The 14,815-nt window shown below is 71.4% G+C and carries 13 protein-coding genes; 11 read left to right on the top strand and 2 right to left on the bottom strand.

Translation table 11 applies throughout. From position 1 onward, the window contains the following. Positions 1-12 precede the first annotated feature (12 nt). Positions 13-927 carry an SDR family oxidoreductase gene (locus tag ACLQ27_RS11550; protein ID WP_425866678.1) on the bottom strand — a complete coding sequence of 305 codons (915 nt, stop codon included), beginning with the start codon at positions 925-927 and terminating at the stop codon, positions 13-15. 118 nt (positions 928-1,045) lie between these two features. On the opposite strand from ACLQ27_RS11550, the gene ACLQ27_RS11545 reads away from it, so the two are divergent. The 8 genes from ACLQ27_RS11545 to ACLQ27_RS11510 all read left to right on the top strand — a co-directional run bounded on the left by ACLQ27_RS11545 (position 1,046) and on the right by ACLQ27_RS11510 (position 8,659). Next, complete coding sequence (locus tag ACLQ27_RS11545; protein ID WP_425866676.1) at positions 1,046-1,612, top strand: TetR family transcriptional regulator; 567 nt, start codon at positions 1,046-1,048, stop codon at positions 1,610-1,612. Between the two features lie 127 nt (positions 1,613-1,739). Then, positions 1,740-2,711 carry a Rossmann-like and DUF2520 domain-containing protein gene (locus ACLQ27_RS11540; protein WP_425866674.1) on the top strand — a complete coding sequence of 324 codons (972 nt, stop codon included), beginning with the start codon at positions 1,740-1,742 and terminating at the stop codon, positions 2,709-2,711. Beyond that, the gene (panC, locus tag ACLQ27_RS11535; protein WP_234587482.1) at positions 2,708-3,556 is read left to right on the top strand and encodes a pantoate--beta-alanine ligase; all 849 of its coding nucleotides are present in this window, start codon (positions 2,708-2,710) and stop codon (positions 3,554-3,556) included. The genes ACLQ27_RS11540 and panC overlap by 4 nt, the downstream gene beginning before the upstream one ends. A 45-nt stretch (positions 3,557-3,601) precedes the next feature. Beyond that, positions 3,602-4,030, top strand: a complete 429-nt coding sequence (panD, locus tag ACLQ27_RS11530; RefSeq protein ID WP_425866672.1) for an aspartate 1-decarboxylase — start codon at positions 3,602-3,604, stop codon at positions 4,028-4,030. 96 nt (positions 4,031-4,126) lie between these two features. Next, a complete protein-coding gene (locus ACLQ27_RS11525; RefSeq protein WP_234587486.1) occupies positions 4,127-5,023 on the top strand; it encodes a septum formation family protein in 897 nt (298 codons plus the stop codon). A 94-nt stretch (positions 5,024-5,117) separates the two neighbouring features. Continuing rightward, positions 5,118-6,815, top strand: a complete 1,698-nt coding sequence (locus tag ACLQ27_RS11520; protein WP_357498205.1) for an L-aspartate oxidase — start codon at positions 5,118-5,120, stop codon at positions 6,813-6,815. Positions 6,816-6,986: 171 nt separating this feature from the next. Then, positions 6,987-7,883 (top strand): carboxylating nicotinate-nucleotide diphosphorylase, encoded by an 897-nt coding sequence (gene nadC, locus ACLQ27_RS11515; protein ID WP_234587494.1) that lies wholly within the window; start codon positions 6,987-6,989, stop codon positions 7,881-7,883. Positions 7,884-7,900: 17 nt separating this feature from the next. Then, the gene (locus ACLQ27_RS11510) at positions 7,901-8,659 is read left to right on the top strand and encodes a type III pantothenate kinase (RefSeq protein WP_234587497.1); all 759 of its coding nucleotides are present in this window, start codon (positions 7,901-7,903) and stop codon (positions 8,657-8,659) included. 38 nt (positions 8,660-8,697) lie between these two features. Here ACLQ27_RS11510 and ACLQ27_RS11505 read toward each other — a convergent pair whose 3' ends face one another. Continuing rightward, on the bottom strand, positions 8,698-9,438 hold the full coding sequence (locus ACLQ27_RS11505; protein ID WP_425866669.1) for a class I SAM-dependent methyltransferase: 741 nt from the start codon (positions 9,436-9,438) through the stop codon (positions 8,698-8,700). 89 nt (positions 9,439-9,527) lie between these two features. Here ACLQ27_RS11505 and lysS point away from each other — a divergent pair, with 89 nt between their 5' ends. The 3 genes from lysS (at position 9,528) to ACLQ27_RS11490 (ending at position 14,564) form a co-directional block, all read left to right on the top strand. Then, complete coding sequence (lysS, locus tag ACLQ27_RS11500; RefSeq protein WP_357498211.1) at positions 9,528-11,036, top strand: lysine--tRNA ligase; 1,509 nt, start codon at positions 9,528-9,530, stop codon at positions 11,034-11,036. Between the two features lie 112 nt (positions 11,037-11,148). Further along, positions 11,149-11,493, top strand: coding sequence for a histone-like nucleoid-structuring protein Lsr2 (locus ACLQ27_RS11495; RefSeq protein WP_357498213.1), 345 nt, complete (start codon positions 11,149-11,151; stop codon positions 11,491-11,493). A 527-nt stretch (positions 11,494-12,020) separates the two neighbouring features. Further along, entirely contained in the window at positions 12,021-14,564 is a 2,544-nt protein-coding gene (locus ACLQ27_RS11490; protein WP_234587510.1) for an ATP-dependent Clp protease ATP-binding subunit, read from the top strand. Positions 14,565-14,815 lie beyond the last annotated feature (251 nt).

Below are 14,815 nucleotides of genomic sequence, written 5' to 3'. Positions count from 1 at the left end.
CGGCTTCCTCGCTCATGCCGTCCGGAAGTAGTGCCCCTCGTGCAGGTCGGCGATCAGGCGGGGGTGGGTGGGGGTCCAGCCCAGCAGTTCGCGGGTGAGGGCGGACGACGTCGGGTTGTCGAGCTGGACGAACGATCCGAGGAAGCCGAAGTGGTCGTCGGCCTCGGCGGGGCTGATGCTCCGGACCGGGATGTCGAGCTTGTGGCCGATGGCCTCGGCGATCTCCCGGAAGGGGACTCCTTCGTCGTCGGCGCCGTGCAGGCGCGTGCCGGCCGGGGCCTTTTCGAGAGCGAGTCGGTACAGCACGGCCGCGTCGAGTGTGTGGACGGCCGGCCATCGGTTGGCGCCCTCGCCGACGTAGGCGGAGTACCCCGTGCGTCGCGCAGCGGCGATGACGGCGGTGATGAAGCCGTTGTGGTCGAGCGAACTGTGCACCGTGGGCGCGAGTCGGACGACGGACGAGCGCACATCGCGGGAGGCGAGGCCGGCCACGAAGTTCTCCGCGTCGATCCGGTAGCCGCCGCCGGGGAAGATGTCGCGTTCGGTGCCGGGGCGGCCGACGACGCCGCCCATCACGAGCATGGCCGTCCCGCCGGTGCCGACCAGGGGCTTGCCGGAGCCGGCCAGGCCGTCGGCGAGTGCCGTGAGGGCGTCCAGGTCGGCCTTGGCGGCGCTGGCCAGGTCGCCGTTGACCATGAGGTCGTGACGGAACGCCAGGTGGATCACTCCGTCGGCGGCAGCCGCCTCTTCCCGGAGCACGTCGAGGTCGGAAAGGTCGCCGCGGTGCGCTTGGGCGCCGAGCTTCTCGATGGCGGCGGCGGACGTGTCGGAGCGGGCGAGGCCGACGACGTCGTGCCCAGCGGAGAGGAGTTCCGGGACGACTGCGGAGCCGACGTGGCCGGAGGCGCCTGTGACGAATACGCGCATGGTGGTTCCTTAGTGAGTGCCGATGTCACCTTGCGACATCACGCTACCTCGCATGATGTCGCGGCGCGACATCGCGACGGAAGTAATGTCGCAGTGTGACGTCGGATACCATCGCCGCATGGCCCGCTGGCAACCCGACGCGCGCGGCCGCCTGGAGGCGGCCGCCTTCGAGCTGTTCCGCGAGCGCGGCTTCGAGCAGACCACCGTCGCCGACATCGCCGGCCGCGCGGGCCTCGACAAGCGCACCTTCTACCGGCTCTTCGGAGACAAGCGCGAGGCGCTCTTCAGCGGCAGCGCGCACCTGGAGGAGGTCCTGGCCAAAACGGTGGCCGAGACGGACGCCGGCCCGTTCGAGGTGGTCATCGCCGCCTTCCGCCGGGTGGCGGAGGAGATCTTCGCCGACCGCCTCGAACTGGTCCGGGCGCGACAGGCCATCATCGAGAGCAGCCCGGAGCTCCAGGAGCGTGAGCTGCGCAAGACGGGCTCGCTGGTGGCCGCGGTCACCGCCGCCCTGCGTGCCAAGGGCCTCGACGAGAGCACGGCCACCCTGGCCACCGAGTCGGGTGCCACGGTCTTCCGGGTCGCGTACGCCCGCTGGGTCGCGCCCGGCGGTGACGTTCCGCTCACCGACCTGATCGCCGAGGTGGCCAGCGAACTACGCGCGATCACGTCGGCCTCCGGCTGAGCCCGACCGACCTGCGCCGAGCCCCTTGCTTCGGCGGTGAACGTTTTCACACATCCTGTCTCGCTCTGTGGCGCGGGCGCATACTTGCGATCGACCGGTACCCCTTCTCGAGGACTGGATCGTCGTCATGAGCGCACCGCTGCGCCCGCGTCCGGCCGCCCAGCTTGGGCCTGCCGCACCGCGGGATTCCGCCGTCACCGGCACCCCCACGTCCCGCCTGCTCACTGTCGGCGTCGTCGGCGCCGGCCGGGTCGGTGCCGTCCTGGGCGCGGCGCTCGCCGCCGCCGGGCACCGGGTGGTGGCTGTGGCGGGTGACTCCGGGACCAGCCGGGCACGGCTGGCCCTGCTGCTGCCCGAGGTGCCCCGCCGCCCGGTCACCGCCGTCGCGCGCGCCGCCGCCGACCTGCTGCTGATCGCGGTGCCGGACGACGCGCTGGCCGCAGTGGTAGCCGACCTCGTCGACCGGGGTGCCCTGCACCCGGGCCAGGTGGTCGCGCACACCTCGGGCGCGCACGGTCTCGCCGTGCTGGCGCCGGCCGCCGCGGTCGGCGCCCGGCCGCTGGCCCTGCACCCCGCCATGACCTTCACCGGTACGCCGGACGACCTGCCCCGGCTGGCCGGCATCTCGTACGGGGTGACCGCCCCGGCTGACCTGCGTCCGCTGGCCGCCCGGCTGGTCGCCGACCTCGGTGGCGTCCCCGAGTGGGTGGCCGAGGGGGATCGCCCGCTGTACCACGCCGCGCTCGCACACGGCGCGAACCACCTGGTGACCCTGGTGAACGAGGCGACCGACCGGCTGCGCGACGCCGGCGTGGCTCGTCCGGAGAAGGTGCTCGCCCCCCTGCTGCGGGCCGCCCTGGAGAACGCGTTGCGCCTCGGCGACGACGCGCTGACCGGTCCGGTGTCCCGGGGCGACGCGGGCACCGTCGAGCGGCACCTGGCCCGGCTGGCCGCCACCGCGCCGGAGTCGGTCCCCGCGTACCTGGCGCTGGCCCGGCGTACCGCCGACCGGGCGATCGCCGCGGGCCGCCTGCGTCCGGTGGACGCCCAGCCGCTGCTCGGTGTGCTCGCCGGGACGAGCCGGGAGGTGGCCGCATGACGCAGCTTGTCCACACGCGCGCCGAGTTGGCCGAGGCCCGGGCGGCGTTGAAGGGCACCGTCGGCGTGGTGATGACCATGGGCGCCCTGCACTCCGGCCACGAGACGCTGCTGCGCGCCGCCCGGGAGCAGGCCGACCACGTACTGGTGACGATCTTCGTGAATCCGCTGCAGTTCGGGCCGAACGAGGACTTCGACCGCTATCCGCGCACCCTCGACGCCGACCTGGAGGTGTGCCGGCGGGCCGGCGCCGACCTCGTCTTCGCGCCGTCGGTGGCCGACATGTATCCGGACGGCCAGCCCCGCGTACGCCTCGACCCGGGTCCGCTGGGCGGGGAGCTGGAGGGCGCGAGCCGTCCCGGCTTCTTCCACGGGGTGCTCACCGTGGTCCTGAAGCTGCTCCAACTCACGCGTCCTGACCTGGCCTTCTTCGGTGAGAAGGACTATCAGCAGCTCACCCTGGTGCGGCGGATGGCCCGGGACCTGGACGTGCCGGTCGAGGTGATCGGCGTACCGACCGTCCGGGAGGCGGACGGGTTGGCGCTGTCCAGCCGCAACCGTTACCTGAGCGAGCCCGAGCGGGCGGCGGCGCTGAGCCTGTCCGCCGCGCTGCGGGCGGGTGCCCGGGCCGCCGACGACGGCCTGGACGCGGGGGAGGTGCTGTCCGCCGCGCACGCCGCGTTCGGCGCCGGTACGCCCGGCGCTCAGCTCGACTACCTGGTGCTCACCGACCCCGAACTGGAGCCGGGGCCGGTGTCCGGGCCGGCCCGACTGGTGATCGCCGCCTGGGTCGGCGCCACCCGGTTGATCGACAACGCGGCGATCCACCTCGCCCCTCGTCCCTGACCCGGCCGCACCCCACCACCACTTCTTTCGCGAAAGGCGAGCCCGATGCTGCGGACCATGCTCAAGTCGAAGATCCACCGGGCCACCGTGACCCAGGCCGACCTGCACTACATCGGTTCGGTGACTGTGGACGAGGACCTGCTCGACGCCGCCGACCTGCTCCCGGGGGAGCAGGTCGCGATCGTGGACATCACCAACGGCGCCCGGCTGGAGACGTACGTCATCCCGGGGGAGCGGAGCAGCGGCGTGATCGGCATCAACGGGGCCGCCGCGCACCTCGTGCACCCCGGTGACCTGGTCATCCTGATCTCGTACGGGCAGATGGACGACGCCGAGGCCCGGTCCTACCGGCCGCGGGTGGTGCACGTCGACACCGACAACCGGATCGTCGAGCTGGGGGCGAACCCGGCGGAGGCGGCCCCGGGCACGGCAGGCGACCCGGTGCCGAGCCCGTTCGCCGTGTCCGGAGTCTGATCGCGCGCGAGCCGATTCCGGTCTGTCACCGGAAGGTCATTTGCGGTTACCCTGGGCACGCTGGCGGAAGCCGGTAGGTGGCTGGGGGAGGCCGCGATGCGCCGTGCCATGACGACCCTGTTCGCCACTGCCGTCACGGCAGTGCTGCTGGTCGGCTGCGCCGGGTCCGGCGGTCTGGACGGTGACCTGACCGACGACTGGGCGGCACTGCCACCGGCCATGGCGTTCACGCCGGCCGTCGGGGTGTGTCAGGCCGCCGACTTCGTCGAGGTGGTGACGCTGGCCGCCTATCAACCGATGGACTGCGCCGGCCCGCACCGGGTGGAGACCGTGCACGTCGGGGTGTTCCCGCCGGAGCGGGCTGCCGCCCCGGCGAACGGGTCGGTGGAGCTGCGCGGGGCGTTCACCGAGTGCGACACCCGGGCCTCGGCGTACGTGGGCGACGACTGGCGGGCCGGGCGGCTGCGGCTGTCGGTGGCGCTGCCCTCCGGGCCGGGCTGGGCAGCCGGTTCCCGCTGGTTCCGGTGCGACCTGACCGAGTTGACGACCGTCGAGGCGGCCGCCACGGTGGTGGTCCGGTCGGGCAGCCTGCGGGACGCGTTGAAGGGGGCCTCCGGGCTGCGGTTGGGCTGCCAGCAGACCCGCTCCGGGGCGGGCCGGGGTGTGCAGACGCTGGTCCCGGTGGAGTGCGGCGGTCGGCACGACGCCGAGTTCGTCGGGGTGTGGCGCGCGCCGGACCGGCCGTACCCGGCCAAGGATGCCGACTGGGCGCCGCTCTACACCGGCTGCCGCACCGTCCTCGGCCGCTATGTCGGCGTGCCTGACGACTCCGACCTGCGGTTCCGCAGCGGGGTGGTGGTGCGCCCGCCGGGTGCGGGGCGTTGGCGGGTCGGTGACCGGGGAGTCCGCTGTTACCTGTGGCTGAGCGACCGTACGGTGACCGCGTCGTTGAAGGGCGCCGGTCCGGCCGGCCTGCCGGTGCGGACGAAGTGAGCGGCGCGGCACGGTTCGGGCCGGACGGGGTAGCCCAAACCACTCGTTGAGCCCCCGCCTCCCCCGGCGAGGATCCTTCGGGTTGACTGGTGGGATGGACGTTCCGACGGTCGATCTGCCGGCCCTGCCCAGACTGCTGGCCGCGCCCGAGCCCGGCTGGGTGGAGACCACCGACGTGATCGTGGTGGGGTCCGGGGTCGCGGGGCTGACCGCCGCGTTGCACCTGCGTGAGGCGGGCCTGCACGTCACCGTCGTCACCAAGGTCAACATTGACGACGGTTCGACCCGGTGGGCGCAGGGCGGCATCGCCGCCGTGCTCGACCCGGCGGACACCCCCGCGGCGCACGCCCGGGACACCGAGATCGCCGGTGTGGGGCTCTGCGACCCCGCGGCGGTCCGGGTGCTCGTCGAGGAGGGGCCGACCCGGCTGCGGGAGCTGATGCGGATCGGGGCCGAGTTCGATCGCCACCCGGACGGTTCGCTGATGCTGACCCGGGAGGGTGGACACCGGGCGGACCGGATCGTGCACGCGGGCGGGGACGCCACCGGCGCCGAGGTGCAGCGGGCCCTGCACGCCGCCGTGCAGCGCGACCCGTGGATCCGGCTGGTCGAGCACGCCCTGGTGCTGGACCTGCTGCGGGCGCCCGGCGACGGCCCGGACGGGCTCGGTCCGGCCTGCGGGATCACCCTGCACGTGCTCGGTGAGGGCAGCGAGGACGGCGTCGGCGCGTTGCTGGCGCGGGCGGTGGTGCTGGCCACCGGCGGGATGGGGCAGATCTTCGCGGCCACCACCAACCCGGCGGTCTCCACCGGCGACGGGGTGGCGCTGGCGATGCGGGCCGGCGCGGCGGTGACCGACGTGGAGTTCGTCCAGTTCCATCCGACCGCCCTGATCACCCCGCCCGGCGCGGGGGTGCCCGGCGCCGGGCACGCGCAGCAGCCACTTGTCTCCGAGGCGCTGCGCGGCGAGGGCGCGTACCTGGTGGACTCCGATGGCAAGCGGTTCATGGTGGGCCAGCACGAGCTGGCCGAGTTGGCCCCCCGGGACGTGGTGGCCAAGGGCATCCACCGGGTGCTGATGGCCAGCGGCGCGGACCACGTCTTTCTCGACGCCCGCCATCTGGGCGGCGATTTCCTGGCCGGGCGGTTCCCGACCATCGTGGCGTCCTGCCTGGCGATCGGCGTGGACCCGGCCACCGACCTGATCCCGGTCGCCCCGGCCGCCCACTACGCCTCCGGCGGCGTCCGCACCGATCTGCGCGGCCGCACGTCGATCCCCGGCCTGTACGCCTGCGGCGAGGTCGCCTGCACGGGCGTGCACGGCGCGAACCGGCTGGCCAGCAACTCGCTGCTGGAGGGGCTGGTGTTCTCCCGGCGGATCGCCGACGACATCGCGGCCGGCCTGCCCGAGCAGGCCCAGCCGGCGGACGTCGGCGCATGGCGCGGCGGTGCGGGCTGGGTCGTGCCGGCCGGGGTGACGCCGACGCTCCAGCGGGCGATGACCCGGGGGGCCGGGGTGCTCCGGTCCGCGGCGACGCTGGCGGAGACGGCCGGGACGCTTACCGAGCTGGGCGCGGCCCGGGGCCGACCGCGCACCGCCGACTGGGAGGCGACCAACCTGCTCACGGTGGCGTCGTCGCTTGTCGCGGCGGCGTACGCCCGCGCCGAGACCCGGGGCTGCCACTGGCGGGAGGACTTCCCGACGGCCGACGAACGGTGGCTGGGCCACCTGGTCGGGTCGGTCGGGGCGCAGGGCCTGGTGACGGAGCAGTGGGAGGGGAGTGCACAGTGAGCGCGAGGAGTGAGCCGGGGTTGCGAGCCCCGCAGTCGCGAACGGAGATGGCCCAGTGAGCGCGAGGAGTGAGCCGGGGTTGCGAGCCCCGCAGTCGCGAACGGAGATGGCCCAGTGAGCGCGAGGAGTGAGCCGGTTTCGCGAGCCCCGGAGTCGCGAACCAAGGTGGCGTTGACGGGGTCGACCGAGGCGGCGTTGCGGGCGACCGGGCTGGACCCGGAGCAGGTGCGGCGGGTGATCGAGGGCGCGCTGGTCGAGGATCTGGGGCCCGATTTCCTCGACGTGACGAGCGTGGCCACCATTGGAGCCGAGCAGACCGACACCGCCGACCTGGTGGCCCGCGCCGACGGCGTGGTGGCCGGGATGGCCGTGGCCGCCGCCGTGTTCGAGCTGGTGGGCGAGGTGACCGGCTTCGGTCGTACCGTCGAGGTGTCGGTGCTGGCCCGCGACGGTGAGCGGGTGGCGCGCGGCGACGTGCTGGCGACGGTGACCGGCCCGACCCGGCTGCTGCTGACGGCCGAGCGGACGGCGCTCAACCTGCTCTGCCGGATGTCCGGGGTGGCCACCCACACGCGTGCCTGGGCGGACGCCCTGGCCGGCACGAAGGCGATGGTGCTGGACACCCGCAAGACGACGCCGGGCCTGCGGGCGCTGGAGAAGTACGCGGTGCGGGCCGGTGGGGGCACCAACAAGCGGATGGGCCTCTACGACGTGGCCATGATCAAGGACAACCACAAGCTGGCGGCCGGGGGCATCACTGCGGCGTACCGGCGGGTCCGGGAGGCGTTTCCGGAGGTTCCGGTGCAGGTCGAGGTGACCACTGTCGCCGAGGCGGTGGAGGCGGTGGAGGCGGGGGCGGACTTCCTGCTCTGCGACAACATGACGCCGGAGGTGCTGGCCGAGGCGGTGGCTGCGGTGGGCGACCGGGCGGAGCTGGAGGCGACCGGCGGGCTGACCTTGGAGGTGGCCGCCAGGTACGCGGCGACCGGCGTCGACTTCCTCTCGGTGGGCGCGTTGACCCACTCGTCGCCGATCCTGGACATCGCGATGGACCTGCGCACCGAGTAGTTGTCTAGGCTGCGACAGTGCTGCTCTGCATCGACATCGGAAACACCAACACCGTGCTGGCGACCTTCGACGGCGACAAGCTGGTGCACTCCTGGCGGATCAAGACCGATGCCCGCTCGACGGCGGACGAGCTGGGCCTGATGTTCCGGGGCCTGCTCGCCGGGGACAACGTCGAGATCACCGGTGTGGCCGCCTGCTCCACGGTGCCGGCCGCGCTGCGGTCGCTGCGGACCATGCTCGGCCGCTACTACGCCGACCTGCCGAGCGTGATCGTCGAGCCGGGCGTGCGCACCGGGGTGCAGCTGGCGATCGACAACCCGAAGGAGGTGGGCGCCGACCGGGTGGTGAACACGCTTGCGGCGTTCACCCTCTACGGCGGGCCGTCGATAGTTGTGGACTTCGGCACCACCACCAACTTCGACGTGATCAGCGGCCGGGGCGAGTTCCTGGGCGGGGCGTTCGCCCCGGGCATCGAGATCTCCTTCGACGCGCTGGCCGCCCGCGCCGCCCAGCTGCGCAAGGTTGAGGCCACCAAGCCCCGCTCGGTGATCGGCAAGAACACCGTGGAGTGCCTGCAGGCCGGTCTCTACTTCGGGTTCGCCGGGCAGGTGGACCGGATCGTCGAGCGGATGACCGAGGAGTTGGGCGAGGTGAAGGCGGTGATCGCCACCGGCGGCCTCGCCTCCCTGGTGATCAACGAGTGCAGCACCATCACCCACCACGAGCCGATGATCACGCTGATCGGCCTGCGGATGGTCTACGACCGCAACCTGTGACCCCCGGCCGCCGCCGGGGCCGGCCTGCGGGCAGGCCCTCAGCGCCGCCGGGCCCGCAGCACGACCGTGCGGTACGGCAGGTCGACGGTTTCCCGTCCGGCCAGCTCGGGATGGCCCGCGAAGAGGTCGCCCAGTTCCCGGTCGATGCGCTCCCGTCGCTCGGGTCCGGCGGTGAGCCAGTACGAGCGGGTGTGCAGCATCGCGATCACCTCGTCGGGTGTGAGGGTCGTGTGGTGCGTGAACTCGCCCAGCTCGACAGGTGTGAACGCGGAGCCGAAGTCCTCGTACCGTCCGACGACGTCGCCGGCGTTGTCACCGAGGTGGGCGATCCGACCCAGCTCGGCCACCCAGTCGACCCGTTCGTCCCGCATGTTCCAGATCGGGGCGAACGTCCCGCCGGGCCGCAGCACCCGTGCGATCTCGGCGTGCGCCAGCTCCCGGTCGAACCAGTGGTACGCCTGGCCCACCACCACGGCGTCGGCGAGCCCGTCGGGCAGCGGCAGCGACTCGGCGCCGCCGGCCAGAGCGGTGACGCCTGGGGTGGCGGCGTCCAACTGGGCGCGCATCTTGGGGTCCGGCTCCACCGGGGTCACCCGGTGGCCGAGAGCGAGCACTCCCCGGGTGAGGATGCCGGTGCCGGCGCCCAGGTCGACGACCTCGGCGGAATCGTCCAGCCCGTCGAGCGCCCACCGCACGGCCTCCACCGGATAGCGGGGCCGGAACCGGTCGTAGTCGGCCGCGGCCACGCCGAACGAGAGCGCCTGAGTGTGATCCGCCATGGCGGGCAGGTTATCCGATAACGACCACCTGAGCGCTTGAGTACGCTCGGGCCTGACCCCCCGTAGTCTTCGTGACGAGGAAGCGTGCCGTGACCGAGCAGAACGCCGTGCCAGTGGACCCCGCCGACGACCTTCCCGAGCAGATGAAGGTCCGCCGGGAGAAGCGGGACCGGATGCTCGCCGAGGGCGTGGAGCCGTACCCGGTCGGCTTCCCCCGCACCACGACGCTCGCCGAGATCCGCGCGAAGTACGCGGACCTGCCCACCGACACCGCCACCGGCGACCAGGTGTCGGTCACCGGCCGGGTGATCTTCGTACGCAACACCGGCAAGCTCTGCTTCGCCACCCTGCGCGATGGCGACGGCACCGAGTTGCAGGCCATGCTCTCCCTGGACCGGGTCGGTCCGGAGGGGCTGGAGGCGTGGAAGCGCCTGGTCGACCTGGGCGACCACGTCGGCGTGACCGGTGAGGTGATCACCAGCCGGCGGGGCGAGCTGTCCGTGCTCGCCCAGCGGTGGGAGATGACGGCCAAGGCCCTGCGGCCGCTGCCGGTGGCCCACAAGCCGCTCTCCGAGGAGGCTCGGGTCCGGCAGCGCTACGTCGATCTGATCGTCCGGCCGCAGGCCCGGCAGATGGTCCGCACCCGGGCGGCGGCGGTGCGCAGCCTGCGCGATTCACTGCACGGCCAGGGCTTCATCGAGGTGGAAACGCCGATGCTGCAACTCCTGCACGGTGGCGCGGCGGCCCGACCCTTCGTGACCCACAGCAATGCGTTGAGCACCGATCTGTATCTGCGAATCGCTCCGGAACTGTTTTTGAAGCGCGCGGTCGTTGGTGGTGTGGACCGCGTCTTCGAGATCAACCGCAACTTCCGTAATGAGGGTGTCGACTCCTCGCACTCGCCGGAGTTCGCGATGCTGGAGACGTACCAGGCGTACGGCGACTACGACACGATGGCCGAGTTGACCCGCAATCTCGTGCAACAGGCGGCGATCGCGGTCAGCGGGTCGACGGTGGTGACCCATGCCGACGGGCGGGAGTTCGACCTGGGCGGCGAGTGGCGATCGGTGACCCTGTTCGGTGTCCTTTCCGAGGCACTCGGCGAGGAGGTCACCGTCCGCACCGACCGTTCCCGGCTGGTGGAGTACGCGGACAAGGTGGGATTGGCCGTGGACCCGAAGTGGGGCCCGGGCAAGCTCGCCGAGGAACTGTTCGAGGAACTGGTCGTCCCGGGCCTGCAGGCGCCCACCTTCGTACGCGACTACCCGGAGGAGACCAGCCCACTGACCCGGGCGCACCGCAGCGAGCCGGGGCTGGCCGAAAAGTGGGACCTCTACGTTCTCGGCTTCGAGCTGGGCACCGCGTACTCCGAGCTGGTCGACCCGGTGGTACAGCGGGAACGGCTGGTGGCCCAGGCGCAGTTGGCCGCCCGTGGCGACGACGAGGCGATGCGTCTCGACGAGGACTTTCTCCGGGCCATGGAGTACGGAATGCCGCCGGCCGGGGGTATGGGAATGGGAATCGACCGGCTGTTGATGGCCCTGACCGGCCTCGGAATTCGGGAAACGATCCTCTTCCCGTTGGTCCGCCCGGAGTAGTCGCCCGCCGACTCCCAGCGAGTCGTAACGGCATCCTATTGACGGGGCGAGCAGCGCGGGGGTTATTGTGCTCTCGTTAGCAGGAGCGCCCTGCTCGAAAGGAATGTGGGACGTGGCCAAGCAGATCATTCACAAGCTGGTCGATGACCTGGACGGTGGGGACGCTGACGAGACCGTCAAGTTCGCGCTCGACGGCGTTCAGTACGAGATCGACCTGTCCGGTGCCAACGCCGCGAAATTGCGCGACGTATTCGCTCCGTACATCGGCGCCGGCACCAAGGTGGGTCGCGGTGGCGTGGTGATCGGTGGGCGGGCCGCCCGCGGTCGGGGTGGCGCCACCGCCGACCGGGAGCAGAACAAGGCGATCCGGGAGTGGGCCAAGAAGTCCGGCAAGGACATCTCGGACCGGGGCCGTATCCCGCAGGAGATCGTCGACGAGTACCACGCCAAGCGCTGATCCGTTCAGCTGACCGGTGGCAGCCGCCACCGCAAGGGCGACACCGACGCCGGGCCGGAGCATCCTCCGGGCCGGCGTCGCCGTATCCGCGCCCGGGACGGGCCGGCCGGAATGTTTCCCGGACCGGCCGGCGTTGTCCACAGGCGGTGGAGTAACTATCCACAACCTGTGGACAACTTCCCGAAAGGGGTCGGGTGCGGCAGCCCGAACGGTGCCGACGACCGGCGCTCGCCCCCACGACACCCGCTGGAGGCCGTCGAAGGCCCTCCCCCGGCCCTGCGGAGCCTTCCGTGGGGTCGGTCGGATTTCGCTCTGCGCGTAGCGCCAGGGGTACCGGAACACCTCCTGAGCGCGGACGGTTGTGCAAAACGACGTGGAACTGACCCAGACCGGAGAGACACGACCTCAGCTGAGTCGGTCAGCGACGATAGAGTAAGGAGGCACGGACGCCCGTCCCGGACGTTCGTGCACCGGCCCCGCCAAGATCTTGACCATCAAGGCGCACGGCACGTGAGGAGCACGAGGGCATGTTCGAGCGGTTCACCGACCGAGCGCGACGGGTTGTCGTCCTGGCCCAAGAAGAGGCCCGGATGCTCAACCACAACTACATCGGTACGGAACACATCCTGCTGGGCCTGATCCACGAAGGTGAAGGCGTCGCGGCAAAGGCCCTGGAGAGCCTCGGCATCTCCCTGGAGGGCGTCCGCCAGCAGGTCGAGGAGATCATCGGCCAGGGCCAGCAGGCGCCGAGCGGGCACATCCCGTTCACGCCGCGGGCCAAGAAGGTGCTGGAGCTGTCGCTGCGCGAGGCGCTGCAGCTCGGCCACAACTACATCGGCACTGAGCACATCCTGCTCGGGCTGATCCGTGAGGGCGAGGGCGTCGCCGCCCAGGTGCTGGTCAAGCTCGGCGCCGACCTCAACCGGGTCCGCCAGCAGGTGATCCAGCTGCTCTCCGGCTACCAGGGCAAGGAGCCCGCCGCGGCGGGTGCCGCGCCGGGTGAGGCCGCGCCGTCGACCAGCCTCGTGCTGGACCAGTTCGGCCGCAACCTGACCCAGGCCGCCCGCGAGGGCAAGCTCGACCCGGTCATCGGGCGCGAGAAGGAAATCGAGCGGGTCATGCAGGTGCTCTCCCGCCGTACCAAGAACAACCCGGTCCTGATCGGTGAGCCCGGCGTCGGTAAGACCGCCGTGGTGGAGGGGCTTTCCCAGAAGATCATCAAGGGCGAGGTGCCCGAGACTCTCAAGGACAAGCAGCTCTACACGCTCGACCTCGGTGCCCTGGTCGCCGGTTCCCGCTACCGCGGTGACTTCGAGGAGCGCCTCAAGAAGGTGCTCAAGGAGATCCGCACCCGCGGCGACATCATCCTGTTCATCGACGAGATCCACACCCTGGTGGGTGCGGGTGCCGCCGAGGGCGCGATCGACGCCGCAAGCATCCTCAAGCCGATGCTGGCCCGTGGTGAGCTGCAGACCATCGGCGCCACCACGCTCGACGAGTACCGCAAGCACCTGGAGAAGGACGCCGCTCTCGAGCGCCGGTTCCAGCCGATCCAGGTGGGTGAGCCGTCGCTGGCGCACACCATCGAGATCCTCAAGGGCCTGCGCGACCGCTACGAGGCGCACCACCGGGTGAGCATCACCGACGCCGCCCTGGTGGCTGCGGCGACGCTTGCCGACCGGTACATCTCCGACCGCTTCCTGCCGGACAAGGCGATCGACCTGATCGACGAGGCCGGCGCCCGGATGCGGATCCGTCGGATGACCGCACCGCCAGACCTGCGTGACTTCGACGAGCGCATCGCCCAGGTGCGTCGCGACAAGGAGTCCGCGATCGACGCGCAGGACTTTGAGCGCGCCGCCCAGCTGCGCGACAAGGAGAAGCAGCTCCTCGGCCAGAAGGCTCAGCGGGAGAAGGAGTGGAAGGCCGGTGACCTGGACGTCGTCAGCGAGGTTGACGACGAGCAGATCGCCGAGGTGCTCGGCAACTGGACGGGCATCCCGGTCTACAAGCTGACCGAGGAGGAGACCTCGCGCCTGCTGCGCATGGAGGACGAGCTGCACAAGCGCGTCATCGGCCAGGAGGACGCGGTCAAGGCGGTCTCGAAGGCGATCCGGCGTACCCGGGCCGGCCTGAAGGACCCGAAGCGCCCGTCGGGCTCGTTCATCTTCGCCGGCCCGTCCGGTGTCGGTAAGACCGAGCTGTCCAAGGCGCTCGCCGAGTTCCTCTTCGGCAGCGAGGACGCCCTCATCCAGCTGGACATGTCCGAGTTCCACGACCGGTACACGGTGTCCCGCCTCGTGGGTGCCCCTCCCGGCTACGTCGGCTACGACGAGGGCGGGCAGCTGACCGAGAAGGTGCGGCGTCGGCCGTTCTCGGTGGTTCTCTTCGACGAGATCGAGAAGGCCCACCCGGACGTGTTCAACACGCTCCTGCAGATCCTGGAAGACGGTCGGCTCACCGACGGTCAGGGTCGGATCGTGGACTTCAAGAACACGGTCATCATCCTGACCACCAACCTGGGCACCCGCGACGTGGCCAAGGCGGTGTCGCTGGGCTTCCAGGCGTCGGAGGACTCCGAGTCCAACTACGACCGGATGAAGCAGAAGGTCAACGACGAGCTCAAGCAGCACTTCCGGCCTGAGTTCCTCAACCGGATCGACGACACCATCGTCTTCCACCAGCTGCGCCAGACCGAGATCCTCTCCATCGTGGACATCATGATCCAGCGGATCGAGACGCAGCTGCGCAACAAGGACATGGGTCTGGAGCTGACCGACAACGCCAAGAAGTACCTGGCGGCGAAGGGCTTCGACCCGGTGCTTGGTGCCCGTCCGCTTCGTCGCACGATTCAGCGCGACATCGAGGACAATCTCTCCGAGCGGATCCTCTTCAACGAGCTGACCCCCGGTCAGATCGTCGTGGTGGACTGCGAGGGCGACCCGAACGACATCGACAAGTCCAAGCTCGTCTTCCACGGTGCGGACAAGCCGGTCGAGGTTCCGGACGCCGTCCCCGCCGACCTCGGTGGCACCGCCGCCGGCACCGCTGCGGCGGGCGCCGACGAGTAGCACGACCAGCAGCAGGGGGCGGGGCCCCGGTGGCGCAAGCCACCGGGGCCCCGCCTTTGTGCGCTACCCGCACAGGCAACACCCGCCGGCCCCGCTCGACACCCCCCGCGACCACCCCGGCCAGCCACCGCCGACGACCGGCCGGAACCCAAGGCTCGGGTGATCGGCGAGGAGCAGGCCGTCGCCGAAGCCGATCTCCAAGCCCGCCCTCCCCGACGCGCAGCACCCACCCACCCGCCATCGCCCGCTCG

Source organism: Micromonospora sp. DT63 (genome assembly GCF_049841615.1).
In the GTDB taxonomy this organism is placed as follows: Bacteria; Actinomycetota; Actinomycetes; order Mycobacteriales; family Micromonosporaceae; genus Micromonospora.
Note: the sequence above shows the minus strand (reverse complement) of the source record. Positions and strands in the feature narration are given on the sequence as shown.

Bases quoted from the DNA above. Each gene is read 5' to 3' on its own strand.
- panC (WP_234587482.1), top strand. From the start codon at position 2,708: ATGACGCAGCTTGTCCACACGCGCGCCGAGTTGGCCGAGGCCCGGGCG.
- ACLQ27_RS11490 (WP_234587510.1), top strand. From the start codon at position 12,021: ATGTTCGAGCGGTTCACCGACCGAGCGCGACGGGTTGTCGTCCTGGCC.
- ACLQ27_RS11505 (WP_425866669.1), bottom strand. From the start codon at position 9,438: ATGGCGGATCACACTCAGGCGCTCTCGTTCGGCGTGGCCGCGGCCGAC.
- panD (WP_425866672.1), top strand. From the start codon at position 3,602: ATGCTGCGGACCATGCTCAAGTCGAAGATCCACCGGGCCACCGTGACC.
- ACLQ27_RS11520 (WP_357498205.1), top strand. From the start codon at position 5,118: ATGGACGTTCCGACGGTCGATCTGCCGGCCCTGCCCAGACTGCTGGCC.
- ACLQ27_RS11550 (WP_425866678.1), bottom strand. From the start codon at position 927: ATGCGCGTATTCGTCACAGGCGCCTCCGGCCACGTCGGCTCCGCAGTC.
- ACLQ27_RS11525 (WP_234587486.1), top strand. From the start codon at position 4,127: ATGCGCCGTGCCATGACGACCCTGTTCGCCACTGCCGTCACGGCAGTG.
- ACLQ27_RS11545 (WP_425866676.1), top strand. From the start codon at position 1,046: ATGGCCCGCTGGCAACCCGACGCGCGCGGCCGCCTGGAGGCGGCCGCC.
- ACLQ27_RS11540 (WP_425866674.1), top strand. From the start codon at position 1,740: ATGAGCGCACCGCTGCGCCCGCGTCCGGCCGCCCAGCTTGGGCCTGCC.